Source organism: Novosphingobium fluoreni, from assembly GCF_014196615.1.
GTDB lineage: Bacteria > Pseudomonadota > Alphaproteobacteria > Sphingomonadales > Sphingomonadaceae > Novosphingobium > Novosphingobium fluoreni.
Window position 1 is genome coordinate 1 of the sequence record NZ_JACIDY010000005.1, and the last position, 25,158, is coordinate 25,158.

Consider the following 25,158-nt stretch of genomic DNA (forward strand, 5'->3'; position numbering starts at 1 on the left):
CAGCCGATGAGAGGCAGTCAGTTCGAAGTGATCGCTTCACATGGCTGCGCCCGACAGCATCTCGCAAGTCGACCGGAACACGCACCCGGAACTGGTAGATCGAACCACGCCGGGAAAGTCCGCGATGCGACAGTTTGTGACCCAACCGTGTGACCCACTGTTGAGGGTAATTCTCTTTGTGATTTGAGCGACTTACAGGAGAGCCGGGCGCACCATTGTGACCCACGGTTGTGACCCAAGCATCCGAATCCGCCTCGCAGAAACTAGATTTCTGTTCGTTATCATGAGGTTGATCGGTGTTGGAGCGGGTGAAGGGAATCGAACCCTCGTCACTTGCTTGGGAAGCAAAAGCTCTACCATTGAGCTACACCCGCGTTCGGCCGCTTCACTGGCATTGGGCGGGGGGAAGGTCAACGGGGAAACGATGCACTGCGGTTCAGTCGAAGGAGACTTTGCCCCGACCGGCTTTGACGGAGCCGCGCAGTTTTTTGCCCTTGATGCGCTGTTCCTTGCCGACGCGGTTCAGGCGGCTCTTGGCACGCTGCGCGGGCAGCTGCTGCGCCTCCTTCAGCAACTCGGCCAGGCGCTCTCGGGCATCGGCGCGGTTGGCTTCCTGCGTGCGAAAGCGGCGAGCGGCGATCACCAATTCGCCCCGTGCAGTCATCCGGCTGCCTGCCAGCTCTTTCAGTCTTGCAAAGATGGGAGGCGACAGGCGCAGGGCGTAGATATCCAGGCGCAACTGCACGGCGGTGGCCACCTTGTTGACGTTCTGGCCGCCGGGACCCGACGCTGTGAGGAAGCTCTCGGTCGCCAGCGACTGGGCGCGCTCGATCAGTTCATCAGCCATCGTCGTTTTGCTGCGCTGCATCGGGTGCAGCAAAACCAAGCGCGGCGAAATCCTCGGGAAAGGGGGCCTGCGCAACGATCGGGGGCTTGCCATCGCGCGGAACTGTGAGGGCGGCGGCATGCAGCATGGTGCGTGCCGCATTGTTGCCGTCGCCGTAAACGGGGTCGCCCAGCAGCGCCGCGCCAAGGCCACTGGCGGCGTGGACGCGGATTTGGTGCGTACGGCCGGTTTCGGGGCGGAATTCGACCAAGGTACGGCCCTCATGCTCGGCCAGCTTGCACCAGTGCGTGATGGCGGGCTTTCCCTTGCGCGCCGGGATCATGCGCCAGCCATCCTTCATGGTGCTGACCTTGGACAGTGCCAGTTCGATCGTACCCGCGTCCTGCGCAATCACGCCATCGACGATGCCGAGATAAACCTTCTCCACCGTTCGCGCTTCGAACGCGGCGGCAAAGCGCTTGAGCGCTTTGGGATTGCGCGCCAGCAGGAGGCAACCGGATGTATCACGGTCCAGGCGATGAACCGGCGCGGGATCACGCTGGAAGTTGAGGCGCAAGTATTCCAGCTGATCGTTCAGGCTGGGGCCACCGGTGCGGGGGGCATCGAGCGGCAAGCCCGCTGGCTTGTCGATGACAAGCGCCTCGCCATCCTCGAACAGGATTGCGGGCACGCTCATGCCACCGCCTCCGCGATGCGGCGAACGGCTTCATCCAGCCTTGCCTCATCGGCGGCAAAGCTGATGCGAAAGCCGTCCCTGCCACCGAATGCGGAAGCAGGGACCACCGCCACGCCGTGGTCCAGCAGGTGCAGCACGAGTGCAGCATCGTCACCGAAGCGATCCATCAGCGGTGCAGCATCGACCATGCAGTAGAAAGCGCCTTGCGGAACCGGTGTGGAGAGGCCGGGGATGGCGTTGATCGCGCTGACCACCTTGTCGCGGCGGGTGCGAAAGCGTTCGCGCCAGTCGGCCAGAAATTCCTGCGGGCCTTCGAACGCGGCGACGGCCGCGGCTTGGCTGATCGAGCAGGGATTGCCGGATGAGTGGGATTGCAGCTTCTCCATCGCACGGATCAGCCATTCGGGGCCGGCAGCCACGCCGATGCGAAATCCGGTCATCGCGTGGCTTTTGGAAACGCCCGAGATCGTTAGGATGCGATCCGCCAGATCGGGGCATTGCGTGGCTAGCGTAACATGCGGTTTCCCGGTGTAGTTGAGCGGTGCGTAGATGTCGTCAGACAGCACCATCACGCGCGGATGACGGCGCAGCACGTCACCAATGCTGCGCAGCATTTCAGGCGGGTACCATGCCCCGGTCGGGTTGCCGGGGCTGTTCAACAGCAGCCACTGGGTGCGCGGACCAATCTGTGCTTCCAGATCTGCGCCGGTGAACAGGTAGTCGCGGCCGGGTGACGTGATCAGCGGCACCACCTTGCCCCCGGCGAAGCGCACGATCTCAGGATAACTGACCCACCAGGGCGCGGGCACGATCGCTTCCTCGCCTTCGCTGATCGTCGCCAGCAGCGCGTGAAAGATCGCTTGTTTGCCCCCGGCGCTGACGGTGATCTGCGAGGTTGGTACCTCGATACCCAGATCGCGCGCGAAGTGGAGGGCGGCGGCCTGCTTCAGGCGAGTGGTGCCACCCACTGCGGTGTAGCGCGTCTCCCCGGCATCCAAAGCGGCCTTGGCGGCGGCGATGACATGCGGCGGGGTGGCGAAGTCCGGCTCACCCACAGAGAGCGAAATGATGTCCACCCCCTGTTCGCGTAGCCGGGTGGCCCGGTCTGTCATGGCGGTGGTTTGCGAAGGCGCGATGCGCTGAAGAGCTAGGGAGGTTTGCATCAGGTAAGCAGCCGGGCAGGCATCAGGCCACGCAGGGCGTTGCCGATCAGGAAGCCGGGGGCCAGATCATCCAGGGTCAGCGCGGCTTCGACGGCGCGGCCTTCGTCCAGCAAGGACCGGCGTAGCACGCCCGGCAGCAGGCCGAGCGACGTCGGCGGAGTGAGGAGGCCGCCGTCACGTTCGACGAAAATGTTGGTAAAGCAGCCTTCGGTGACGTGGCCGTCATCGCGCAGGAACAGCGCTTCGTCGGCGCCCGCCTCTTTCGCGACGGTCAGGCCCGCCTCGTAAAAGCGTCGGTCGGTGGTCTTGTGGCGCAACCGCCAATCGCCCTCATCCACCGGCAAAGGCAATACCGCGCAGATCGCGGGTTGCGGCAGGAGAGGCGGGATATCGGACAGTTCCAGCGCGAATGCCCCGCTGCGCGAAGCGACGATGCGCAGGCGCGATGGTTTGTCGGCATCGAAGCACAGGGCTTGGATGGCATTGCGCAGGGCATGGCGGTCAAACGAGAAGCCCAGCGTTTCCGCACTGCCGCGAAGCCGTTCCAGATGCAGTTCCAGCAGCGGAATGCCGTTCTCCGGTGTGAAGCGCATGGTTTCGATCAGATCGAAACGGGCGACTTGTCCGGTTGCTGGCCTTGCCGTGGGGCTCCTTCCCGATTGTCGCACAAAGCCCCCTTTTACCAGGCACTCCCGCCATTCGGGAAGCGCTTGCGAATCCGCGACGATTGCGGAGCCGACGCCCAGAACCGCTCGGCCGCCGGGTTGGTTGCCCCCCGTGCCGTCCGTTTCCAGGCGAAGGGTGCGGATTGCCACATTGAACGCCGCATCGCCAGAGGGATCGATCCGGCCGATACTACCACAATAGAGCTGGCGGGGATCACGCTCCACCTCGGCGATCAGTTCCATCGCCCGGATCTTGGGCGCGCCCGTGATCGAACCGCAGGGAAACAGCGCCCTAAGCAGATCGAATGCATTCCGATCAGGCGGCAGTTCGCCGCAGACGGTGGAAACCATCTGATGCACCGTGGGATAGCTTTCGATGGCGAACGGCTGTTCCACACGAACCGAGCCGGGGCGCGCCACGCGGGAAAGATCGTTGCGCATCAGGTCCACGATCATCAGGTTTTCGGCGCGATCCTTGGGCGAAGCCGCCAGATCGGCGCGCAAGGCTTCGTCCTCCGCCGTATCCCCGCCGCGCGGCCGCGTGCCTTTCATCGGGCGCACTCGGACTGCTTTGCCCGCCAGGCTGAACAGCAGTTCGGGCGAGAAGCTGAGCCACCAATCCGCGCCGTCATGCACGATGCCCCCGTGCCCCGCCGCCGCGTTGGGCCGCAGCGCGGCGTAAAGCGCCAGCGGATCTCCGGCCCATGGCCCGGCCAGCGGGAACGTCAGGTTGGCCTGATAGATGTCCCCCTCGGTGATCGCCTGCTGCAATCGCGCGAAAGACTGTTGATAGGCCCCCGGCGAGACTTGCGGTTCAAGGGGGCCTATGCTGGCGAAAAGACCCTTGTGCCGGCGCTCAAGCCATGCGGGCATGTCCGCTGCGGCGATGGAAGTGTAGCCCGCGAACGCGCCAAACCACAGAAGCGGCGCCTGGCCCGATCGCGCGGGCAGGAGCGGCGCGAGGCGAGGTTCCAGCGCCAAGCCGGCTTCGTATGTCAACATTCCGGCCAGGTGATGACCTTGGTGGGAAAGCGCTTCCAGCCGGGCGAGCGCGGGCAACACGTCGGCAGGGCGCATCGCGGTCACGACGGCCACCGGATCACGATAGAGCCGGGCGGCGGCGGCTCCTTCGTGGCGCGCATCGTCGAGTAGCACGAATGGCGCGGCGGCCAGCGGGCGGTCCGCGTCAGGATAGTCCAGAGCGGGTTGGTCTGGATCAAGGGCATCGGCGGTCGGCACGGCAGGTGCCTTAGCGGGCGCGGCGCGCCGTGGCAAAATCCCTCTCGCACAGGGCGCGACTGCGGCTTATCGTCGCTCGTTGAAATACAAGGAGCGCGCAGATGGCCGATATCTTTCTGGGGCTGGGCGGCAATGGCGAGCGGCAGGAAATGCGGCTTTCGCGTGCGAACCGGCACGGCCTGGTCGCGGGCGCGACCGGCACCGGCAAGACGGTGACCTTGCAGACCATCGCCGAGCAGTTCTCCGCCGCCGGAGTTCCGGTGTTCCTGGCCGACGTGAAAAGCGATCTTTCCGGCATCGCCATGCCGGGCAGCCCCACCTTCAAGAACGCCGCCATCCTGGAAGCGCGCGCCGCCGAAATCGGGCTTACCGACTACGCCTATTCCGACAATCCGGCGGTTTTTTGGGACTTGTACGGCGAACAAGGCCATCCGATCCGAACCACGATCTCGGAAATGGGCCCGCTGCTGCTGGCGCGCTTGCTGGACTTGAACGAGACGCAGGAGGGCGTGCTGAACATCGTCTTTCGGTATGCTGACGAGCAGGGACTGCTGCTGCTGGATCTGGAAGATCTGCAGGCGATGTTGATCCACACGGCCGAAAACGCCGCCACGCTGACCACCAGGTACGGCAACGTCTCCAAGGCCAGCGTCGGCACGATCCAGCGCCAGTTGCTCGGCCTGGAAAGTCAGGGCGGTGCCCAGTTCTTCGGCGAGCCGGCTTTGGAAATCAACGACTTCATCCGCTGCGACGAGCAGGGGCGCGGCATGATCAACGTGCTGGCGGCCGACAAGCTGATGCGCAGCCCAAAGCTCTACGCCACGTTCCTGCTGTGGCTGCTGGCCGAATTGTTTGAGACGCTGCCCGAGGTGGGCGATCCGGAGAAGCCGCGTCTGGTGTTCTTCTTCGACGAAGCGCACCTGCTGTTCGACGATGCACCCAAGGCGCTGCAGGAAAAGGTCGAGCAGGTCGTGCGGCTGGTCCGGTCCAAGGGCGTGGGCGTCTATTTCGTGACGCAGAACCCGATCGACGTGCCGGAACAGATCGCCGGGCAGCTGGGCAACCGCGTGCAGCACGCGCTGCGCGCCTTCACCCCTCGTGACAAGAAGGCAATCAAGGCGGCTGCCGAGACCTTTCGGATCAATCCCGAGCTCGATGTCGAGCAGGCGATCACCGAGCTGAAGACGGGTGAGGCGCTGGTCTCCACGCTGGAAGAGGATGGTGCGCCGTCCATCGTGCAGCGCACGCTGATCGCGCCGCCGCGCTCACGCCTGGGGCCGATCACGCCCAAGGAGCGCGCGGTGATTCAGTCGGTCAGCCCGTTTGCCGGGAAATACGACGAGCGGGTGGATCGGGAAAGCGCCGAAGAGGTGCTGGCGGCCAAGGTGGCCGACGCTGCCGCCACCGCGCAGGAGGTGGCGGAGAAGGGCGAAGAGGCGGTCGCCCGGCAGGAGCGCAAGAGCCCCGGCTTGTGGGACGGTATCGGCGGCAAAGTGGCGCGTGCGGCGGTCGGGGCTGCGGCGGCCAGCGCGGGTTCTATCCTGGCCAGCTCGATACAGGGCAAGACCAGCCGCGCCAGCCCCCGCGCCACCGCCGCCAGCGCGGCGGCGGGGACCATTGGCAACACGCTGGAAAAGGCGATCGGCATTCCCGGGCTGGGGCGGTTTGCGCGCAATCTCATTGGCGGGCTGATGCGGTAGGGGCGGCCCGCTTTCCCGTTCGTGTCTAGCCAAGTCGAGACACGATGGATTGGCGCACAGGTGTCTCGACTTCGCTCGACATGAACGGCCGTATCAGAACAACCTTGCCTCCACCCGGAGCAGCTCCGGGTCGGCATCACCCCAGCGGCAGGCGCAACTCTGCCGTCAGCCCGTCTATCGTGCCATTGCGCGCCAAGCGGTTGGCCAGATGCAAAGCACCACCGTGCTGATCGGCGATCGCGCGTGCCAGGGCCAGGCCGAGCCCGGCGCCCCCGGTTTCGGTATTGCGTGAAGGGTCGCCGCGCATGAACGGCTGCATCATCGTTTCGATCGAGGCTTCGGGAATGCCGGGGCCGTCATCCTCGATCCGGATCACCGCCGTATCCTTGTCGCGTGCCAGCGAAATGCGCGCGGTTTGGCCATAGCGCAGGGCGTTGCCGATCAGGTTGCGTAGCGCCCGGCGCAGCCATGTGGGACGAAGCTCCATCACGGCGCGCTCGGTATCGCCCAATTCCACGGCTTCGCCCATATCCTCGAACTCTTCGACCACGGCGGAGACCAGCGCCGATAGCTCGGTGCGCTCCAGTGGATCGCTGGGGCGGCCGACACGCGCGAGCGAAAGGATGTCATCCAGCGTGCGCACGATGTCCTCGATCGTGGCGGCCATGCGGGCGCGCTCGGTATCATCCTCCACGGATTCGATGCGGACGCGCAACGCGGTCAGCGGCGTCTTCAGGTCATGCCCGATCGCCCCCAGCATCACGTCCTTTTCATCCAAGAGCGAGGCGATGCGCCACTCCATGGCGTTCAGCGCCACGATCAGGCGGCGCATGTCTTCCGGCCCCATCGGCGTGACTTGTCCGGAGGGGTCCTGCGTCGCCGCGAAGCGCGCGACCTGTCGCGTCAGTGCGTCCAGCGGACGCGTGATCCGGCGCAGGATCAGCGCGACCACACCCACCAGCACGACATAGATCGCCAGCGTCTGCAGCAGCAGCGGCAGCAGCAGCGCATCCGCCAGTGGCGGTGCCCGCACCCGAGCGATCATCCAGCCGCCCGTCTGCGGCGCGCGCACTCCGGCGATGTAGAGATCGGCTCGCCGCGCATGGGCGATCACCTCTCGCGGCAACGCCAGCCTCGCGGCCCGCCGCGCAAGCGCCGCGCTGGCGAACGGATCGGCCGCGACCGGGCGGCGCAGCACGACTACGTCCGTAACGGGAAAGTCCTGCGTCGCCAGGATATCGCGAAGCTTCTCCTCCGCGCTCAGATCGCGATGCTCGCCCGGCAGTAGCGGAGCTTGTCCGCGCGCTTGCACGGGGTAGCGATGCAGCCGTTCGCTGAACAAGCCGGGCCCCATGCGCATCTGGCGTGGCGCGCGTTCCATCCCACGCGTCTTGGCGATCAGACGGAAGGCCAGCGCGCTCATGGTCTCGGCCTGGAAGCGCTCTCGCTGCGCGCGATAGACCAAGGCCGCGCCCAATCCCTGAACCAGCAGCAGCGCCGCCGCGACCGCCAGCAGCATCTGCCCCATCAGGCTGCCGGGGCGGGGCAGCCTCAATCCGCGTCCGCCGCTACGCGCTTCACGTCTGCGGCCAGCATGTAGCCGCCGCCCCACACCGTCTGGATCAATTGCGGATTGCGGCTGTCCACCTCGATCTTGCGGCGCAGGCGACTAACCTGATTGTCCACCGCCCGGTCGAACAAGTGAGCCTCGCGCCCCTGCACCATGTCGAGTAGGCGATCGCGATCCAGAACCTGGCGCGGATGCTCCAGGAAGGCCAGCAGCAGCCGGAACTCGACCGAGGAGATGGCGACCACCGCGCCGTCCTTGTCGGTCAACCGCCGCTTCAACGGATCCAGGCACCAGCTTTCGAATTCGAACAGTTCGTTCTCGCCAGTGGGCGCAGAGGTGCGCGAGGCGCGGCGCAGGACGCTGCGGATGCGGGCGACAAGTTCGCGCGGCTCGAAGGGCTTTGTCACATAATCGTCCGCGCCGATTTCGAGTCCGACGATACGATCGGTCGCCTCGGCCCGCGCCGTCAGGAAGATCACCGGAATATCCCGGCTTTCCACCAGGTGCCGGCATAGCGACAGGCCGTCTTCGCCCGGCATCATGATGTCGAGCAGGACGATGTGCGGCTTGTCTTCCTTCAGACGGCTGCGCGCTTCCGCTGCGCTGGCGGCCGCGGTCACGAGGAACCCCTGGCGAGTGAGGTACTCCGCCAGGGGTTCACGCAAGGCCGCCTCGTCATCGACGAGCAGCACCTTGGGGGGTGCGGTATCGTTCATTCCCGGTCCGCTCTATCCTCAGCCTTGTTCGCGTTGCGCGCGCATCTGCTGCCACTTGGCCTTCATCTGCTCATGCGCGGCGGCGCGCTCCTGCGGCGTTACCTGACCATCCTTGTTCGCGTCCATAGCATCAAATCGCTGGAGGGCACGGGCGGTGAAATCGGCCTGCGTGATCGAGCGATCGCCCTGCGCGCCGGCCATCTTGCCCATCATGCCACCACCACGGCGATGGCCCCAATGACCACGACCCTGCTTCATCGGGCCATTGTCCGCCATGAATTCGGCCTTGCTGATCTGGCCGTCGTTGTTGGTATCCAGCCGCGCGAACCGCTTTTCCTTGCGCGTTTCGCGCAAGGCCTGCCAATCGGTGCGATCTAGCTTGCCGTCCTTATTGGTATCCATGCGGGCAAAGCGCTCCTGCGACTTGGCCTGCACTTCGGCGCGGGTCATCACGCGATTGGGATCGCGGCCTTCGCGCGCTTGGTCCTGTGCCGGAGCGGCGATCGCGGTGCCGCCCAGCACGAGTGCGGCCATCGAAATGCCGAGGGTTAGGGTTTTCATCTGTATCTCCAAAACTGCTGCCCATCAAAATGGGAAAGCCGCAGTCCGCGCCAAGGGAGGGGAAACGCGTCCTGCGACTTTCTGCGTCCTCTTCTAGAGGCCTTTTGTCGCGCAGTTATGCCAGTTTAACAGCACTTTGTGATGATTTGTATCATCCGCCGCGGCTGGTTCACCCAGCCGCAAGACCGACTTTCGCGCTGTCGCGGTCGATGTTGCGTGCCTTGGCCGGCGGTGATGAACAAGGCCGTGGCCTGTCCATCGACATCAGCGGTGTGCCACATGCCCGGCGTATTGATCGCGTATTGGCCCGCCGTCAGAGTCAGTGAGGAAGTGCTGCCATCAGCGGCTTCCTGGATCAGCGTCATTTCGCCCGCCACGCAGATCACCATCTCGTCCCCGGCGGGATGCATCTCCCAACTGGTCCAGCTCTCGGTGAAATCGTAGAGCGAGACGAGGCGGCCTTCCGCGCCATCGGTAGCCGTGCGGGCCGCATAGGCTTCATACCATGCCATCCCGGCGAAGGCCGGTTGTGCCACGGCCTTCGCCCCCAGCCCGAGGTGCGCGGGATGCGTGCGAAGATCGTGTGCGATGGCGCCCATCAGCCCGCTATCGGCTGGCAGCGCGCTTCGAGCCAGGCGCGATCCTCGCCTTCCAGGCGCGGGCCGATCACGGCCAGGACTTGCGCATGATACGCATTCCACCAGGCGATATCGTCCGGTGTCATCAGCGAGAGGTCGAGCAAAGAGGCATCGAACGGCACCAGCGTCAGCGTTTCGAAGCCCATGTAATCATCCTCGGCCCCATCAATCTGGCGGGGTTCGACCAGCACGAGGTTTTCCAGCCGGATGCCGAACGCGCCCGCCTTGTAATAGCCGGGCTCGTTCGAGATGATCATGCCCGGCACCAGTTCCTGATCGGTGCCCGCCTGGCCGCCCGCCGACTTGGCGATGCGCTGCGGACCTTCGTGAACCGCCAGGAAGCTGCCGACGCCGTGGCCGGTGCCGTGGGCGTAATCCAAACCCGCTTGCCACAGGAACTGGCGCGCCAGCACATCGAGCTGATGCCCCGCCGTGCCGCGCGGGAAGACGGCGCGGGCAATGGCGATGTGCCCCTTCATCACGCGCGTGAAGCGGTCCTTCACTTCGGCGGAGGGTTCGCCCGCACCGCCAACCCAGACGGTGCGGGTGATGTCGGTAGTGCCGTCCGGGTACTGACCGCCCGAATCGACCAGATAGACGCTGCCAGGCTCCAGCGTGCGATTGGTCTCTTCGCTGACGCGATAGTGCATGATCGCGCCGTTCGGCCCAGCGCCGGAGATCGTGTCGAACGACAGATCGCGCAGGTCGCCGCTCTGCTGGCGGAAGTCCTGCAACGCATCGGCAGCGGACATCTCTGTCACGGTGCCGGAGGGGCCGTTCTGTTCCAGCCAGCGCAGGAAGCGGGAAACCGCCGCGCCATCGCGGGCCTGGGCATCACGGTGGCCCTGCTGCTCCACCGGATTCTTGATCGCCTTGGGCAACACGGCAGGATCGCGCGCTTCCACGATCTCGGCCCCGGCTTGTTCCAGCGTGGCGAAGATCGCTTCCACCGCACGCTCCGGGTCGACGGCAATGCGCTTGCCCGCCAGATCGCGCAGCGCGGGCACGAAGGCGCTGCGCTTGCGGATGCGCACGGCGTTGCCCAGATGGCGCGCCAGATCCGGCGTCACCTTCTCCTCGGCGATGAACAAGTCCGCCGTGCCATCGGCATGCGCCAGCACGTAGGACAGCGAGACCGGCGTGCGGTCCACGTCGGCACCGCGAATGTTCAGCAGCCAGGCGATCGAATCGAGCGCGGTGATCACCGTCGCGTCCAGCTTCTGCTCGGTCAACCACGCGGAAATCTCTTCGCGCTTGGCCTGGCTGGAGACACCGGCATACGTTTCTTCGTGGACCACGGCGGGGGCGGGGGAGGGAACAGGGTGATCTTCCCACACCGCATCGATCGGATTGCTTTCCACCGCCACCAATTCGCCGCAAGTGCCCGCCAGCGCCTTGCGTGCGGCGGCGACCCAGCCCTTGCCGTGAAGCCAGGGATCGTAGCCGATCCGTGCGCCCGCGGGAGCGTGCTGTCCCAGCCACTTCGCCACGCTGGTCTGCGGGACGGTCTCATAAGCATAGAACCGCGCGTCCACCTGATCGCGCACTTGCAGGACGTAGCGGCCATCCACGAACATCGCCGCTGCCGGATCATGCGCCGGATCGGTCAGGATCACCGCCGTGCCCGCCGAACCGCCGAAGCCGGTGAGCCACGCCAGGCGCTGCGCGTAAGCGCCGACATATTCGCTCATATGCTCGTCCGAGATCGGCACTACGAAGCCGTCCAGCCCACGGTTGGAAAGTTCCTTGCGCAACGCGTCGAGGCGCGCCTCATGGGTGTTCATCAACATGGCAAGTGTCCGATTGATCTATCCTGCCCCGCCATTACTGCGCGGCTTTAAAAAGAGAAAGTACCGCAAATGGTGGGCAACGATTTCGCCGAGAAATGGCGAACCTATCGTTATTGAAATAATCTTACGATTTGCGCAGCGCCTTGGAAGCCGGCGCCGAGCACCTTAGATGCGCGGCATGGCAAACTCCAGTACGACCGCACCGGCCGGTCCTCCGAAAGCGGTCAAGAAGCCGCAAGTCATCACCCATCACGGCATCGATGTCGGCGATGACTATGCCTGGTTGCGTGACCCCGGCTACCCCGAAGTGACCGACAAGGAAGTGCTGGCTCATCTGGAGGCGGAGAACGCCTGGTTCGAAAGCCGGATGGCCGATCGCAAGCCGCTGATCGATACGCTGTTCCAGGAAATGCGCGGCCGCATCAAGGAGGCCGACAAGTCGGTGCCGCAGAAGGATGGCGACTGGCTCTATTGGATCGAGTTTGAGGAAGGCGCGGAATACAAGAAGTGGTGGCGTCGCCCGGTCGATGCGGCGGATGATGGCAGCGAGGACGAACTGCTGCTGGACGAAGTGGCGCTGGCAGAAGGCAAGGAGTACTTCCGCCTGGGCGCGATCGCGGTCAGCAACAAGGGCGATCGGCTCGCCTACTCGATCGACGACAATGGCTCGGAGCGGTTCATCGCGCGTGTGAAAGTGCTGGAAACGGGCGAACTTCTGCCTGATGAAATTCCCGGCACGCTTTCCAGTCTGGTCTGGGTCGCCGATGATACGGCGCTGGTCTATTCGCTGGCGAACGAGCAGTGGCGCACCGACAATGCCCGCCTGCACAAGCTGGGCACACCTACGTCCGAGGACGTGGAGCTGTATCACGAAGACGACGAGGGCTTTCGTGTCGGCTCCTCGCTGTCCGCCAATGAGCAGTGGCTGATCATCGGCACCAGCGATCATGAAACCAGCGAGATCCGCCTCGTCCGCGCCGCCGATCCGCTGGGCGAGCAGATTCTAGTCAAGCCGCGCCAGAAGGGCGTGGAATACGACGTCGATGAGCGCGAGGGCGTGCTCTACATCCACACCAACGACACGCACGAGAACTTCCGCCTCGCCACCGCCCCGCTCGACAATCCGGGCGAGTGGACCACCTTGATCGAGGGGTCGGACGAATTCTACCTGACGGGCGTCGACCTGTTCAAGGACTTCTTCGTGATCGAAGGCCGCCGTGCCGGGCTCGATAAGATCGAGCTGCATTGGTACGAGGAAGAGGAATTCCAGCCGATCGCCTTCCCGGAGGCGAGCTATTCGGCGGGGCTGGGCGACAATCCCGAATGGGACATGGATCGCCTGCGCATCTCCTACGAATCGATGGTCAGCCCGGCCACCGTGTTTGACTATCACGTCGCCGATGGTCGGCTGGAGACGCTGAAGGTCCAGCAGATCCCCTCAGGCTACGACGAAAGCCTCTACAAGACCGAGCGGCTGGAGATCGAGGCACGGGATGGAACGAAGATCCCGGTCAGCGTGGTGATGCGCAAGGACCGTGCAGATGGCGGGCCGCTGCACTTGTACGGCTACGGCGCTTACGGTATCTCGATCGATCCCGGCTTCTCCACCGCGCGGCTCAGCCTGGTCGATCGCGGGTTCGCGTACGCCATCGCACATATCCGTGGCGGCGACGACCTGGGTCGCGCCTGGTACAAGGCGGGCAAGCTGGAGCGGCGCACTAACACCTTCAACGATTTCGTCGATGTCGCGAAGGGGCTGGTGGAACGCGGCTATACCGCAGAGGGGAAGATCAGCATCTCCGGCGGTTCGGCAGGTGGCGAACTGATGGGTGCTGTGGTCAACTCAGACCCGCACTTGTTTGGTGCGGTCGTGGCGCATGTTCCTTTCGTTGACGTGCTGGCGACGATGCTGGACGCCTCGCTGCCGCTGACACCCGGCGAATGGCCGGAATGGGGCAATCCCATTGAGGACCAGGCAGCCTTCGAGCTGATCCGCAGCTACAGCCCTTATGATCAGGTTTCGGCACAGGCCTATCCGCCGATCATGGTCACCGCCGGCCTGAATGACCCGCGCGTGACTTATTGGGAGCCCGCCAAGTGGGTGGCCCGCCTGCGCGAGTTGAAGACCGACGACAACGAACTGATCCTGAAGACCAACATGGGCGCAGGACATGGCGGCAAGTCGGGCCGGTTCGAAAGCCTGCACGAGACGGCGGAAGAGTTCGCCTTCATCCTGTGGCAGCTGGGAGTGGAAAGCTGATCAGCCAGCGGAGCAAGGCTGTCCTTGAACTCCCCTCCGCCTGCGGGAGGGGCCGGGGGAGGGCCTGTTCTTTCTGCCCGCAGCAACAGTTTCGCGGCAAGGGCGACAAGCCCTCCCCCAGCCCCTCCCGCAGGCGGGAGGGGAGAGCCTCACGCCACCCTCCCGTTCGTGTCGAGCGAAGTCGAGACACGCCGGTGCAGCGCTCTCGAATCTCGACTTCGCTCGATACGAACGGAGGCTTGGATGAGTTCGTTCACCCTCTCCTTCACCGCCCAGCCCGATCACATCGACCGGATGGGCCACGTCAACAATGCGGTCTGGGTGCAATGGATGGAGGCACTGGCCACGGCGCATTGGGAAGCCGTTGCCGCCCCAGAGCACCAGGCCGCTTACGTCTGGCTCGTGGTGCGCCACGAGATCGATTATCGTGGCAATATCCGCGAAGGCGAAAGCACTGAGGCGACCACCTGGGTCGAAGCCCCGCCCGAGGGCGCGCGCTTCGAACGCCGGTATGAGTTCCGCAATGCCGCCGGCAAAGTGATCGTCAAGGCGCGAACGCAATGGGCTATGCTGGACCTGGCGACGGAGCGGGTGATGCGCGTGCCGAAGGATGTCTCCGCCCGCTTCCTGGGGTGACCCTCAATCGTCGTAGGCGTGCGCCATCGAATCGTCGGCAAGATCGGAGAACCGGGTGATCCGCGCCTCGAAACGCATGCGCACCTTGCCCGTCGCGCCGTGACGCTGCTTGGCGATCAGCAGTTCCGATAGACCCGTCACCTGCTCCATCTTTTCGCGCCAGGCTTCCCACTTGGTATGGACGTCCGGTGGATCGGTTTCGGTCGGGTACTTGGGTTCGGTCGCCTTGACGTAATAATCTTCGCGATAGACGAACCAGACCATGTCGGCGTCCTGCTCGATCGAGCCGGATTCGCGAAGGTCGGACAGCATCGGCCGCTTGTCCTCGCGCTGCTCCACCGCGCGGCTCAGCTGCGACAGGGCGATCACCGGCAGCTGCAGTTCCTTGGCCAGGGTCTTGAGGCCGCGCGAGATTTCGGAAATTTCGTTCACGCGGTTGTCGTTGGCGCGGCCCGTGCCCTGCAGCAGCTGCAAGTAGTCGACCACGATCAGCCCGATGTTGTGCCGCCGCTTGAGCCGCCGCGAGCGGGTGCGCAGCGCGGCGATGGTGAGGGCCGGCGTATCGTCGATGAACAGGGGCAGCTCGGCCAAGCGCTGGCTGGCGAAGGACAGCTGCTGAAAGTCCTCACGGCTGATCTTGCCCATGCGCAGCGCTTCGGAACTGATGCCGGATTGCTCCGCCAGAATACGCGTGGCCAGCTGGTCCGCGCTCATTTCCAGGCTGAAAAAGGCGCAGGCCGCACCCACCGACTGCTCGATCGGGATGCCGTCGGCGATATCGCGGCGCAGGCGGTCGGCGGCGTTGAAGGCGATGTTGGTGGCGAGCGAGGTCTTGCCCATGCCGGGGCGACCGGCGAGGATGATCAAGTCGGAATCGTGCAGGCCGCCGATCTTCTCGTTCACCGAATTGAGGCCGGTGGTCTTGCCCGAGATGTGGCCGCCCGAATTGAACGCCTTCTCGATCGACGCGATCGCCACGCGGGTGGCCGCGCCGAAATTCTTGGCCTCGTTCGCGCCCGCCGCGCCTTCGGCCACTTTGTAGAGCGAGGCTTCGGCCTGCTCGATCTGCTGCATCGGCTCGACCGATTCGGACGTGTCCATCGCCCCTTCGACCAGGCCGCGCCCCACCGAGACGAGTTCGCGCAGCAGCGCCAGATCATAGATCTGCTCCGCCAGTTCGCGCGGGGCCAGCAAGCCTTGCCCGTCCGCCGTCAGCCGCGCGAGGTAGGCCACGCCGCCCAGCTCTTTCAGCGATTCGTCCGCATCGAAATAGGGCCGCAGCGTGACTGGGGTGACAACGGCCTTGCGATCGAGCAGCTGCATGATTCGCTCGTAGATGCGGGCATGCACCGGTTCGAAGAAGTGGCGCGGGGTCAGCTGGATCTGCAGTTCCTCGATCACGCGATTGTCGATCAGGACAGCGCCCAGGAACGCCGCTTCGGCCTCCACGTTGGAAGGTAGCGCGCGAATCGCCGGGACGTCCGCATCGCGGATGAGAGAAGGTGCCGTTGCCATAAGCCGCCGATTTTGAACCTGACACGGGCAGGCGGCAAGCGGCTTTGCCGAGCTTATTATTCCACAGCTTGTGGACTGCGGCGCGATACGGGGATGCCAGCGATCCGCTTGGCCAATCTGCCACAAAAGCGTAAGGCGCGGCGATGCCGGACCTGCGCATTTCCCATATCGAGCTAGACGATGCGACCATCCTGTGGCGCAATTCGGATATCGAGCAGGAACGCCAGGTGGCGATGTTCGACCTGATCGAGGATAACACTTTCAAGCCGATCCGCTCGTTCGAGGCGGGGCATCACGGGCCCTATCGCCTGCGGCTGTCCGTCCGAGACGGGCGGCTGGTGATGGAGGTTTCGGGCGCGGCGGGCGAGGAACTCGAATCGCTGATTCTGGGCATGGCGCGATTCCGCCGCCCGATCCGGGACTACTTCGCGGTCTGCGAAAGCTATTACCAAGCAATCCGCAAGGCGACGCCGCTGGAGATCGAGACGATCGACATGGCCCGGCGAGGCATCCACAATCAGGCGGCCGAACTGCTGCTGGAGCGGTTGGAGGGCAAGATCGATACCGATTTTCCCACCGCGCGGCGGCTGTTCACCCTCATCTGCGTCCTGCATATCAGGGCCTGAGGGGGAACACGTATGGCGAAAAAGCCAAAACGGCGCGCCGGTCGCGCAAGGGGAGGGCTGTTGCCCCGCGTGCTGGCGGGGCTGCTCCTGCTCGTGCTGATCGGCGGGGGCTGGGCCTGGTGGCATCTGCATCACTGGATGCCCGCGCGCTCAGCATTTCCCATGCAGGGCGTGGAGATCGGCGCGGCGGACGGCGATGTTCGCTTCACATCGCTCAAGGCGATCGGGGCGGACTTTGCCTATATCGATGCCAGCGTCAGCGTGTTCGCCCGCGATCCCGATTTCGTGTTGAACTTCGAGAAGGCGCGCGCCGCCGGAATGCAGGTGGGCGCGGTGCACCGCTATGATCCGTGCCAGCCGGCGGACAAGCAGGCCGCGAATTTCGTAACGACGGTGCCGCGCGACCCTTCGCTGCTGCCCCCTGCGGTGGAACTGGACATGCTGGCGGACGGCTGCCCGATGACGGTGACCGACGCCAAGGTCGAAAGCGAGCTGATGACCTTCCTGAACCAGGTGGAGACTCATACCGGCAAGCCCACCGTACTCAAGATCACGCGCGGGTTCGAGGCTCGCTACGGTGTGGCGCGCAAGCTGGACCGCAATCTTTGGCTGGTGGAGGACCGCGTGCAGCCCGACTATGCTGGCCGCCCCTGGACGATGTGGACGGCGAATTCGGCGCTGGCCAACGAACTGTCCGATCAGGGTTTGCGATGGGTGGTGGTGCAGCGATGATCGAGCGGAAAGAGGAACTGCTGGCCCTGGCGCGAGAGGCGGCGGGGCTGGCTTATGCGCCGTATTCCAAGTTCCATGTGGGCGCGGCGCTGCTGTTTGCGGACGGTTCGATCGTGACGGGCTCGAATGTGGAGAACGCCAGCTACGGCCTGTCGCTGTGTGCCGAAACGGTGGCGGTGGGCAAGGTGCTGAGCGGTACGGGATCGCGCCAACTTGTCGCGCTTGCGGTTACGGGGGGAGAGCCGGGGCGGTCGGGGCGGGGCCCCACCGTCACGCCTTGTGGTCGCTGCAGGCAGATGCTGAACGAAGTGGCCCAGCTTGGCGATACCGATCCGATCGTATGGTGCGATGGGGATGAGGTGATCGAGACGACGCTGGGGGCTCTCCTGCCGCACGCATTCGGACCCAAGAATCTGCTCTGATCGACGCTGCCCGGCCGTGGCTGAGTTTGTCACGAAATGTCGCCGCCATCATCGTGCGATTGCCGCACGCACGCTTCCCCGCTAGCGCCGCGCCCGATGGACGTGGATAGCTATCGGCTCTCAACCGGTTACCAGCCCGGCTCCCCGCGCGAGCGAGCGGTTTCGGCTACGCTGTCGATCGGCATTATCGTCATCGTGGTGCTGCTGGCGATCTACCAGGCGGTGGCCCCGCCGGCCTTCGTACCTAACAGCCGGACCGTCTCGTTCGACGTGGCATCGAACGATCCCAAGAAGGCAGCAAAGACCAGTCAGCCCAGGCCGAAGTCTCCGCAAGTCGTCACCAAGGCGCAAGAGCGCCCCGTCAGCCGACCCAAGCCGCTGATCCCGATTCAGAAGCATGTCGAAAGCCCGGATGCGGACGACGGCATTCCCGGCCTTATCAAGCTGTCACGCGCCGACATGGCAGCATCCGATATCGGCAAAATGAAAGGCCGTACAAAGGGATCGACCAATGATGGCCGCGGCAACGATTCCCGCTTGGCCCAAGGTCCGGGTGAGGGGCCGGGAGGGGTCACCTTGTACGATGCTGACTGGTATCGCCGCCCCACCGATGCCGAATTGGCGACGTACATGCCGCAGAAGGGCGGGCTGGAAGGCTGGGGTCTGATCGCTTGCCAAACGATCGATCGCTACCACGTGGACAACTGCCAGATCCTGGGCGAATCGCCGCGCGGCTCAGGGTTTGGACGGGCCGTGCAGAACGCTGCCTGGCAATTCCTGGTGCGTCCGCCCCGGATCGACGACAAACCGCAAGTGGGGGCCTGGGTGCGAATCAGGATCGACTACACGGTGAACAAGGCGGGCTAAGACGCGCGGAGCGTCCTGTCCTTACCGCAGCCACACCCGAACGGAGGCCGGCGTGGCACTTTCAGGGATAATCCGCCACGTGCCCAACGCTGTCGCGGCCCTCCAGCCATTCCAGCAGCGCCGCCATGCAATCCCGGCCCAATTGCGCCGATCGCTCGGGGCTCCATGCCTGGCGCGGGTCCGGCGCGTCATCGTGATCCTTGAACGGCATCTCCAAGGTCATCGCCACGCATCCCCGGCCCGAGAAGCGCTCGGCCAGCTGGTTGGTGGACATCGTCAGGTTGCTCTTGCCAGGTGGCGCAACGGGGTATCCGCGCTGCGTCTGGAAATCGGGCGTGCGCCGCTCCAGGATCGCGATGAAACGCCGGTAGCCTTCCGCCTGCTCTGGACGAAGCGAGGGAATGCCATCGAACCCGGCCATGAACACCGCGGGGATAGCCTCGTCCCCATGAACATCCATGGCGAAATCGACCCCGGTCTCGTCCATCGCTGTGCGTAGCGCGAGCACCTCGGGAGAGCGTTCGGCACTGGGATCCTGCCACTCACGATTGAGGTTCACGCCGGCAGCGTTGGTGCGCAGGTGCCCGCGCGCCGAACCATCGGGATTGGCATTGGGCACCAGATGCACTCGACAGCGGCGGCGTAATTCGCGCGCGACGGAATTGGCGGGATCGGCCAGCAATTCCAGCGCGCCTTCCATCCACCATTCGGCCATCGATTCGCCCGGGTGCTGCCGGGCGTAGAGCCACACTTGCAGCGGACCATCGCCCACCTCCAGGCAATCGAGCGATCTGCCGTCCAGCGTCTGGCCCAGGGCGCGGTACGAAACGCCCGGAGCGGAGGCGATTCGTGAAACAAGATCGTGATGCCGCTCCATCGAGTAGGGCGCGAAATAGGCGAACCAGGCTACGTCGCTGGTGGGCGTATAGCGGATCGTCAACGTGCCACCCTCAAGGCTTTCGTCCCACGCGCAATCGGCGAGGCCCCAGAACCGGCGGTCTTCCGAAACACGCGCGCGATAGCCCGGCCACCCCATCGGGTAGGCAGAACCGTTGAGGCCGGTAATCTGCAAGGTCAGGGCCCGTCCGCGTGCGCCGGAAACGCGAAAGTGGAACCACTGCAGGAAACTGGAATCCTGATCCGGCCGAATTTTCAGGAGAGCCTCGTCCCCGAAGATCGAACGGACTTCGATATTGCCCGAATCGAAGGCGGAGGTGATCGCAATGTCACTCATGGGACGATGATCGTTTCGCCTGAGTTTCCAGGGAAACTTTTGAACAAGGCCTGCGCCATCTTGGCCGCGCCAAGCGACGTTTGTGCCAGAGGTGCCTTGGCGCTGACGCCGAATTGCGCGCGGCCTTCCCACAAGTTCTGATTGCTCACGCGATCGCGGATAGCCACGCTGAGGCGCGTGTTGACTTGCGCGGGTGGCGGACCGGAAAGGTTGATGCCAAGGCCCAGGCCCACGCCAGACCCGAAAGAGCCGGTGCCGCCGCCTACGCCCACCGAAACCGGACTGCCTCTGCGTTGGGGGGCCAGTGTCTCGCGATCGACGCTCAGCACCGCGATCTGGCTGGGCGCGGGACCGCCCGGCACGGCTTCGGCATAGCCTAGACGGGTCAATTCCCGGGCAATGGCGGCGGCGTACGTGCGATACTCGATCCCGGCACCATCCTGGCCAGGGGCCGGGTCGACACGGATCACTCCGCGACCCAGCATCGCGGTGTCCGGCAAGTGGAAGCGGGTAACCTCGACCGGGCCGACCGGAGTTGCGCAGCCTTGCAGCAGCGCCCCGGCGGCCAGGGCGGGGATCAGCGCGCGGGCGAAAGGCTTCATCGCATCGTCTCCGGATCGGACGGGACTTTTGAATAGGGCCCCTGAGTTCCCTGGATTTGTGGATTCGCACCTCAGGTTGCAAGAGTGCACGGAGATCATCTCACCGGCGTGCGCTGGCTTGACTTCGATGGGCGGGGCCCTTAACGGCGCGGCTTCGATTTTCCGGCGGTCGGGAACCGCCACAATAGCGAATCACGAGAGAACTGACATGAAGATCCGCAACAGCCTGAAGTCGCTGAAGGACCGCCACCGGGACAACCGCGTGATCCGCCGTCGCGGCCGGACTTATGTGATCAACAAGACCAACCGCCGCTTCAAGGCGCGTCAGGGCTGATTTCGACGCGCTCCCTTCGGGGAGCGCCGTCATTCGGCGGGACAAGCGCCGTTGAGGGCCCCCGCCACTGCGGGGGCTTTTGTCGTGTCTGAAGCAAAGCCATCCGCGCGGGAGCCGCACGCTACGCACCATCCGGTCGAGGCGATCGTCTTTGATGTGGGCCGGGTGCTGGTGGAATGGGACATGCGCTGCCTGTTCGGCAAGCTGATCGCCGATCCCCAGCGGCTGGATTGGTTCCTGGCCACCGTGGTGACCGAGGAATGGCATTTTCAGCATGACGCCGGCCGGGACCTGGCGGAAATGGTGACGGAGCGCAAAGCGCTGTTCCCGCAGGAAGCCGCGCTGATCGATGCCTACGCCACGCGCTTTCTGGAAACCATTCCCGGGCCCGTGATCGGCTCCACCGAACTGCTGAACCGTCTGGGCGAACGGGATGTGCCGCTTTACGCGATCACCAATTTCGCCAGCGTGTTCTGGGCCGAGTTTCTGCCCACGCAACCGCATTTCAAGCACTTCCGCGATATCGTGGTTTCTGGTGATGAGAAGATCGCCAAGCCCGACCGGCGCATTTTTGACATGGCGGCACGGCGGTTCGGATTCGCTCCGCCGGAGATGCTGTTCATCGATGACAACGCCGCGAACATCGCGGCTGCGCGGGCCTTGAACTGGCAGGTGCATCACTTCAACGATGTCGCCACGCTGGAGCAGGACTTACTCCAGCGCGGCCTTCTCTAGGTAGGAATCCCTGAGACGCGGAAGATCGATCCGATACCGAGGTTAACCGCAACCTCACGCCCGTAAAGCATGTTAAAACAGACTGATGCGGGGAAGGGTCCACTCTTGGAAGCGATAGCGGAAGTCCTGTCCAGGCTTGGGCCGCTGCAACGCAAGGTGCTGATCGCCTGTATTGCCGCTCTGGCCGGGCTGGGCGTGTTCGTCAGCTTTGCCGGCAGTCAGGACCGAGCTGCCATTTCCTCCGCCCTTCGCGATCCCTTGTCGATCCTGCGCTCACGCTCGCCGGGGCAGCGGCCGAAGGGTGCGCTTTATCAGACTAAGCCACGCAAGGCGGCCATCACGCGGGCGCGGCCCCCGGTGATTGCTCCCCGACCGAAAGAGCGAGTGCTGGCGGTCGTGCGGCGGCGGCCTGTTCCGGCGCCACTCATAGAGCTACCCGCGTTCGCGCTGCCGCCGGATGCCGGGTTGACAGGCTTCCCGGTGGGTGTTTTCGATCTGCCCGATCTTGGCAATGCGCTCTCTCCCCCTGGCTTCGACGTGCCACCGTTCGCGTTCGGCGATCGCCCCCGGCAGACAGGCTCCGGCACGCCAACGCCCCCTATCACCCCCGGCGGCGCGGTGCCGGAAGTGGCGACGTGGCTGATGATGGTGATGGGGATCGGCATGATCGGGCATACGCTTCGTCGTCGGACCAGCGTTATCAATACGCCAGCGACCGGATCGTGAGCGTACGTAATGTCGTAACGAACCTGCTGAGGAGGATGGCCAGAACCGTCCCTCCCGCTTTGGCGATCACGGGCGCCGTGATGTCGATGACCATCCCGGTGCAAGCGGCGGAGACTACCGTTTCGCCACCCGTCGCCAGCCGGCGCATCATCTACCCGGCAGCCCGCCTGCCCTCGCTGCGCCTCCCGAATGGAGAGCGGCAGACAGTGCGTAGTTTGCTGGATGTCCGCCAGCCGATGCGATTCGGCAGCTATGTCTGGGATGATCGCGGCGTGCCGCCAGGCCCCGTGTGGATGCGGGTGGACCTGAGCCTGCAGACCATTTCCGTCTTCCGTGCCGGGCATGAGATTGGCTCTGCGGTGATTCTCTACGGCGCGGATCGCAAGCCCACACCGCCGGGCGTCTATCCCATCCTGGCGCGGGCGCGGCATCACCGCTCGAACCTCTACGATGCGCCCATGCCCTATATGTTGCGCCTGACCAGGGATGGCATCGCGATCCACGCCAGCAACGTGCGCGCGGGCGCCGCCACGCATGGCTGCATCGGTGTGCCGCCGGAATTTGCGCGGCTCTTGTTCGCGCAGGCCCGCCGAGGCGATCGCGTGGCTATCGTTGGCGCGCCCCCGGCATGACCGGCTGCTTTCGGTGAACGCGTAACCGCCGGATAATCGTCGGCAAAATCTGTTGAAGGCGCGAGTAACCAAAGTAGCGAACCGGCCGTTGACGCTGCGCGCCGCATATCCTGCGCATGGTCGCGGGACGGATCTTCTTCGGCAAAAGCGCACTGCCATCGGCGCGACGGCTTCTGGCCGCGGGGGCACTGCTGGCGGTTGCTCCGGCGCTATCGGGAGCGACCAGCCTTTCCGGGCAGTTCGAGGCGCGCATCCTGGCCGCGCATAATCGCGAGCGCGCAGCCCTTGGGATAGAGCCGCTGCACTGGAACCCGCAACTTGCCAATTCCGCTCGTGGCTGGGCTCATCACCTGGCTGCCACTGGCCGGTTCGAACATGCGCCGGAGCGACCGGTCGACCCGCAGGGTGAAAACTTGTGGGCGGGAACGCGCGGCTATTACGGCCTTGAGGCGATGGTCGATGGCTGGGTGCGGGAAAAGCGCTTCTTCCGCCCTGGTACGTTCCCGGCCAACAGCACGACCGGTCGGGTAGAGGATGTCGGGCATTACACGCAGTTGGTGTGGCGTCAGACCCGACAGGTGGGTTGCGCGCTGGCGCGCGGCCAGGTGGAAGACGTGCTGGTGTGCCGCTACGCCGAAGCTGGCAATTACATGGGCGAGCGCCCTTTCTGACCGTTGCGGTGATGTGACGCGGCCTTGGCCTAAATATTATTTCGCACGCGCAGCATAACCGGCTTGGCAAAGCGGAGGGCTTGTTGCACACCCGTGACAAACGGGAGTCACGATGAGTTCTGCGAGCGGATCACGTTACGATGAAATGCTCGACGAGGACGGCACGATACGCGCCGCCTATGCCGATTTTCGGGACTGGTATGACGGCCAGGATATCTCCTGGCTGAAGCGCCAGGATGCGGAAGCCGAGCGGTTCTTCCGCCGTATCGGCATCACCTTCAACGTCTATGGCGAAGATGCCGGTGAAGAGCGGCTGATCCCGTTCGACATGATCCCTCGCATCATTACCGCGCGTGAATGGCGCAAGCTGACGCGCGGGATCGAGCAGCGGGTGCGCGCGATCAACGCCTTTCTGCAGGATCTCTATCACCGGCAGGAGATCGTGAAGGCAGGGCGTCTGCCGGTCCATTTCCTGCGCGATAACGAAGCATTCCTGACGCAGATGATCGGCTTCACGCCGCCCGGCGGGGTCTATACCCACATCGTCGGGATCGATCTGGTCCGCACCGGCCCGGATGAGTTCATGGTGCTGGAGGACAACGCCCGCACCCCGTCCGGCGTCTCGTACATGCTCGAGAACCGCGAGACGATGATGGCGATGTTCCCGGAGCTGTTCACGAAGATCCCGGTTCGGCCCGTGTCGGACTATCCACGCCGCTTGCGCCGGTCGTTGCAGGCCTCCGCTCCGGCGTGTGCGGGATCGCGGCCATCGGTGGCCGTGCTGACGCCAGGCATCTACAACTCCGCCTACTTCGAACACGCCTATCTTGCGGACCAGATGGGCGCCGAACTGGTCGAGGGTAGCGATTTGCGCGTCAGCAACGGGCGGGTACAGATGCGCACGACCGAGGGATTTCAGCCGGTCGACGTGATCTATCGCCGCGTGGACGACAATTACCTCGATCCGCTCAGCTTTCAGCCGGACAGCGTGCTGGGCGTGGCCGGGATCATGGATGTCTATCGCGCGGGCGGTGTCACCATCGCCAATGCACCGGGCACGGGCATCGCCGATGACAAGGCGATCTACAGCTTTATGCCCGATATCGTCGAGTTCTACACTGGTGAGAAGCCGATCCTGCAAAACGTGCCGACCTGGCGCTGCAGCGAGCCGGATTCGCTAAAATATGTGCTGGATAACCTGTCTGAGTTGGTGGTGAAGGAAGTGCACGGATCGGGCGGCTACGGCATGCTGATCGGGCCGACCTCTTCCAAGAAGGAGATCGCCGCCTTCGCCGCCAAGCTGCGGGCGCGGCCGGCGAATTATATCGCCCAGCCAACGCTCTCTTTGTCGACGGTGCCGATCTTCACCAAGTCGGGACTGGCACCCCGGCATGTCGATTTGCGGCCGTTCGTGCTGGTTTCGCCCAACGGGATCGACATCACGCCGGGCGGTCTGACGCGCGTGGCGTTGAAGAAGGGGTCGCTGGTGGTGAATTCCTCGCAAGGGGGCGGGACCAAGGACAGCTGGGTGCTGGACGAATGATGAGGGAAAATCTCGTTCTCCCCGTGCGCGCGACCTTGCGGCTCGGAGGCGCATTGCC

Annotated in this window: 26 protein-coding genes and 1 tRNA gene; 13 read left to right on the forward strand and 14 right to left on the reverse strand. The window is 64.6% G+C overall.

Annotated features, from left to right (window positions below):
* The 6 genes from GGR39_RS17545 to pabB form a co-directional block, all read right to left on the reverse strand.
* Positions 1 to 226 (reverse strand): DUF6538 domain-containing protein (locus tag GGR39_RS17545; RefSeq protein WP_425490596.1); only part of this gene is annotated, 226 nt, incomplete at its 3' end.
* A gap of 74 nt (positions 227 to 300) precedes the next feature.
* Positions 301 to 374 (reverse strand) — tRNA-Gly (locus GGR39_RS10675).
* 62 nt (positions 375 to 436) lie between these two features.
* A complete protein-coding gene (gene arfB, locus GGR39_RS10680; protein WP_183617132.1) occupies positions 437 to 847 on the reverse strand; it encodes an alternative ribosome rescue aminoacyl-tRNA hydrolase ArfB in 411 nt (136 codons plus the stop codon).
* Entirely contained in the window at positions 840 to 1,523 is a 684-nt protein-coding gene (locus GGR39_RS10685) for an RluA family pseudouridine synthase (RefSeq protein WP_183617133.1), read from the reverse strand. The genes arfB and GGR39_RS10685 overlap by 8 nt, the downstream gene beginning before the upstream one ends.
* Positions 1,520 to 2,686 (reverse strand): pyridoxal phosphate-dependent aminotransferase, encoded by a 1,167-nt coding sequence (locus GGR39_RS10690; protein WP_183617134.1) that lies wholly within the window; start codon positions 2,684 to 2,686, stop codon positions 1,520 to 1,522. Before GGR39_RS10690 ends, GGR39_RS10685 begins: the two co-directional genes overlap by 4 nt.
* A complete protein-coding gene (gene pabB / locus GGR39_RS10695) occupies positions 2,686 to 4,524 on the reverse strand; it encodes an aminodeoxychorismate synthase component I (protein ID WP_246388654.1) in 1,839 nt (612 codons plus the stop codon). The genes GGR39_RS10690 and pabB overlap by 1 nt, the downstream gene beginning before the upstream one ends.
* A gap of 167 nt (positions 4,525 to 4,691) precedes the next feature.
* On the opposite strand from pabB, the gene GGR39_RS10700 reads away from it, so the two are divergent.
* Positions 4,692 to 6,290, forward strand: a complete 1,599-nt coding sequence (locus GGR39_RS10700) for a helicase HerA-like domain-containing protein (RefSeq protein WP_183617135.1) — start codon at positions 4,692 to 4,694, stop codon at positions 6,288 to 6,290.
* 136 nt (positions 6,291 to 6,426) lie between these two features.
* Here GGR39_RS10700 and GGR39_RS10705 read toward each other — a convergent pair whose 3' ends face one another.
* The 5 genes from GGR39_RS10705 to GGR39_RS10725 all read right to left on the reverse strand — a co-directional run bounded on the left by GGR39_RS10705 (position 6,427) and on the right by GGR39_RS10725 (position 11,565).
* A complete protein-coding gene (locus tag GGR39_RS10705) occupies positions 6,427 to 7,809 on the reverse strand; it encodes a sensor histidine kinase (protein ID WP_183617361.1) in 1,383 nt (460 codons plus the stop codon).
* 32 nt (positions 7,810 to 7,841) lie between these two features.
* Entirely contained in the window at positions 7,842 to 8,576 is a 735-nt protein-coding gene (locus GGR39_RS10710) for a response regulator (RefSeq protein ID WP_183617136.1), read from the reverse strand.
* 18 nt (positions 8,577 to 8,594) lie between these two features.
* Entirely contained in the window at positions 8,595 to 9,137 is a 543-nt protein-coding gene (locus GGR39_RS10715) for an EF-hand domain-containing protein (RefSeq protein ID WP_183617137.1), read from the reverse strand.
* 125 nt (positions 9,138 to 9,262) lie between these two features.
* On the reverse strand, positions 9,263 to 9,736 hold the full coding sequence (locus GGR39_RS10720; RefSeq protein ID WP_246388635.1) for a cupin: 474 nt from the start codon (positions 9,734 to 9,736) through the stop codon (positions 9,263 to 9,265).
* Positions 9,736 to 11,565, reverse strand: coding sequence for an aminopeptidase P family protein (locus tag GGR39_RS10725; protein WP_183617138.1), 1,830 nt, complete (start codon positions 11,563 to 11,565; stop codon positions 9,736 to 9,738). The genes GGR39_RS10720 and GGR39_RS10725 overlap by 1 nt, the downstream gene beginning before the upstream one ends.
* Positions 11,566 to 11,734: 169 nt before the next feature.
* On the opposite strand from GGR39_RS10725, the gene GGR39_RS10730 reads away from it, so the two are divergent.
* Both GGR39_RS10730 and GGR39_RS10735 read left to right on the forward strand, forming a co-directional pair.
* Positions 11,735 to 13,825, forward strand: a complete 2,091-nt coding sequence (locus GGR39_RS10730; RefSeq protein ID WP_183617139.1) for a S9 family peptidase — start codon at positions 11,735 to 11,737, stop codon at positions 13,823 to 13,825.
* 243 nt (positions 13,826 to 14,068) lie between these two features.
* Positions 14,069 to 14,461 carry an acyl-CoA thioesterase gene (locus tag GGR39_RS10735; RefSeq protein ID WP_183617140.1) on the forward strand — a complete coding sequence of 131 codons (393 nt, stop codon included), beginning with the start codon at positions 14,069 to 14,071 and terminating at the stop codon, positions 14,459 to 14,461.
* A gap of 3 nt (positions 14,462 to 14,464) precedes the next feature.
* Here GGR39_RS10735 and GGR39_RS10740 read toward each other — a convergent pair whose 3' ends face one another.
* Positions 14,465 to 15,976, reverse strand: coding sequence for a replicative DNA helicase (locus GGR39_RS10740; RefSeq protein WP_183617141.1), 1,512 nt, complete (start codon positions 15,974 to 15,976; stop codon positions 14,465 to 14,467).
* Between the two features lie 143 nt (positions 15,977 to 16,119).
* On the opposite strand from GGR39_RS10740, the gene GGR39_RS10745 reads away from it, so the two are divergent.
* From GGR39_RS10745 to GGR39_RS10760, 4 genes are all read left to right on the forward strand, one after another.
* Positions 16,120 to 16,602, forward strand: a complete 483-nt coding sequence (locus GGR39_RS10745; protein ID WP_183617142.1) for a UPF0262 family protein — start codon at positions 16,120 to 16,122, stop codon at positions 16,600 to 16,602.
* 69 nt (positions 16,603 to 16,671) lie between these two features.
* A complete protein-coding gene (locus GGR39_RS10750) occupies positions 16,672 to 17,334 on the forward strand; it encodes a glycoside hydrolase family 25 protein (RefSeq protein ID WP_343055872.1) in 663 nt (220 codons plus the stop codon).
* Positions 17,331 to 17,756 carry a cytidine deaminase gene (locus tag GGR39_RS10755; protein ID WP_183617144.1) on the forward strand — a complete coding sequence of 142 codons (426 nt, stop codon included), beginning with the start codon at positions 17,331 to 17,333 and terminating at the stop codon, positions 17,754 to 17,756. The genes GGR39_RS10750 and GGR39_RS10755 overlap by 4 nt, the downstream gene beginning before the upstream one ends.
* 96 nt (positions 17,757 to 17,852) lie before the next feature.
* Positions 17,853 to 18,623: a hypothetical protein gene (locus GGR39_RS10760; protein WP_183617145.1), complete on the forward strand. Its 771-nt coding sequence runs from the start codon at positions 17,853 to 17,855 to the stop codon at positions 18,621 to 18,623.
* 61 nt (positions 18,624 to 18,684) lie between these two features.
* On the opposite strand, the gene GGR39_RS10765 is transcribed toward GGR39_RS10760, so the two are convergent.
* Together GGR39_RS10765 and GGR39_RS10770 are read right to left on the reverse strand one after the other, a co-directional pair.
* A complete protein-coding gene (locus tag GGR39_RS10765; protein WP_183617146.1) occupies positions 18,685 to 19,857 on the reverse strand; it encodes a M14 family metallopeptidase in 1,173 nt (390 codons plus the stop codon).
* Positions 19,854 to 20,459, reverse strand: coding sequence for a DUF4136 domain-containing protein (locus tag GGR39_RS10770; RefSeq protein WP_183617147.1), 606 nt, complete (start codon positions 20,457 to 20,459; stop codon positions 19,854 to 19,856). Before GGR39_RS10770 ends, GGR39_RS10765 begins: the two co-directional genes overlap by 4 nt.
* A 208-nt stretch (positions 20,460 to 20,667) precedes the next feature.
* Between GGR39_RS10770 and ykgO the strand changes: the two genes are divergently transcribed.
* The 6 genes from ykgO (at position 20,668) to GGR39_RS10800 (ending at position 25,100) form a co-directional block, all read left to right on the forward strand.
* Positions 20,668 to 20,793: a type B 50S ribosomal protein L36 gene (ykgO, locus tag GGR39_RS10775; RefSeq protein ID WP_003046794.1), complete on the forward strand. Its 126-nt coding sequence runs from the start codon at positions 20,668 to 20,670 to the stop codon at positions 20,791 to 20,793.
* Between the two features lie 183 nt (positions 20,794 to 20,976).
* The gene (locus GGR39_RS10780; RefSeq protein ID WP_183617362.1) at positions 20,977 to 21,528 is read left to right on the forward strand and encodes an HAD-IA family hydrolase; all 552 of its coding nucleotides are present in this window, start codon (positions 20,977 to 20,979) and stop codon (positions 21,526 to 21,528) included.
* Positions 21,529 to 21,633: 105 nt separating this feature from the next.
* Positions 21,634 to 22,254 carry a hypothetical protein gene (locus GGR39_RS10785; protein ID WP_183617148.1) on the forward strand — a complete coding sequence of 207 codons (621 nt, stop codon included), beginning with the start codon at positions 21,634 to 21,636 and terminating at the stop codon, positions 22,252 to 22,254.
* 35 nt (positions 22,255 to 22,289) lie between these two features.
* The gene (locus GGR39_RS10790; protein WP_183617149.1) at positions 22,290 to 22,886 is read left to right on the forward strand and encodes a L,D-transpeptidase family protein; all 597 of its coding nucleotides are present in this window, start codon (positions 22,290 to 22,292) and stop codon (positions 22,884 to 22,886) included.
* A gap of 116 nt (positions 22,887 to 23,002) precedes the next feature.
* Positions 23,003 to 23,557, forward strand: a complete 555-nt coding sequence (locus GGR39_RS10795) for a CAP domain-containing protein (RefSeq protein WP_183617150.1) — start codon at positions 23,003 to 23,005, stop codon at positions 23,555 to 23,557.
* Between the two features lie 112 nt (positions 23,558 to 23,669).
* The gene (locus GGR39_RS10800) at positions 23,670 to 25,100 is read left to right on the forward strand and encodes a circularly permuted type 2 ATP-grasp protein (RefSeq protein WP_058737149.1); all 1,431 of its coding nucleotides are present in this window, start codon (positions 23,670 to 23,672) and stop codon (positions 25,098 to 25,100) included.
* Positions 25,101 to 25,158 lie beyond the last annotated feature (58 nt).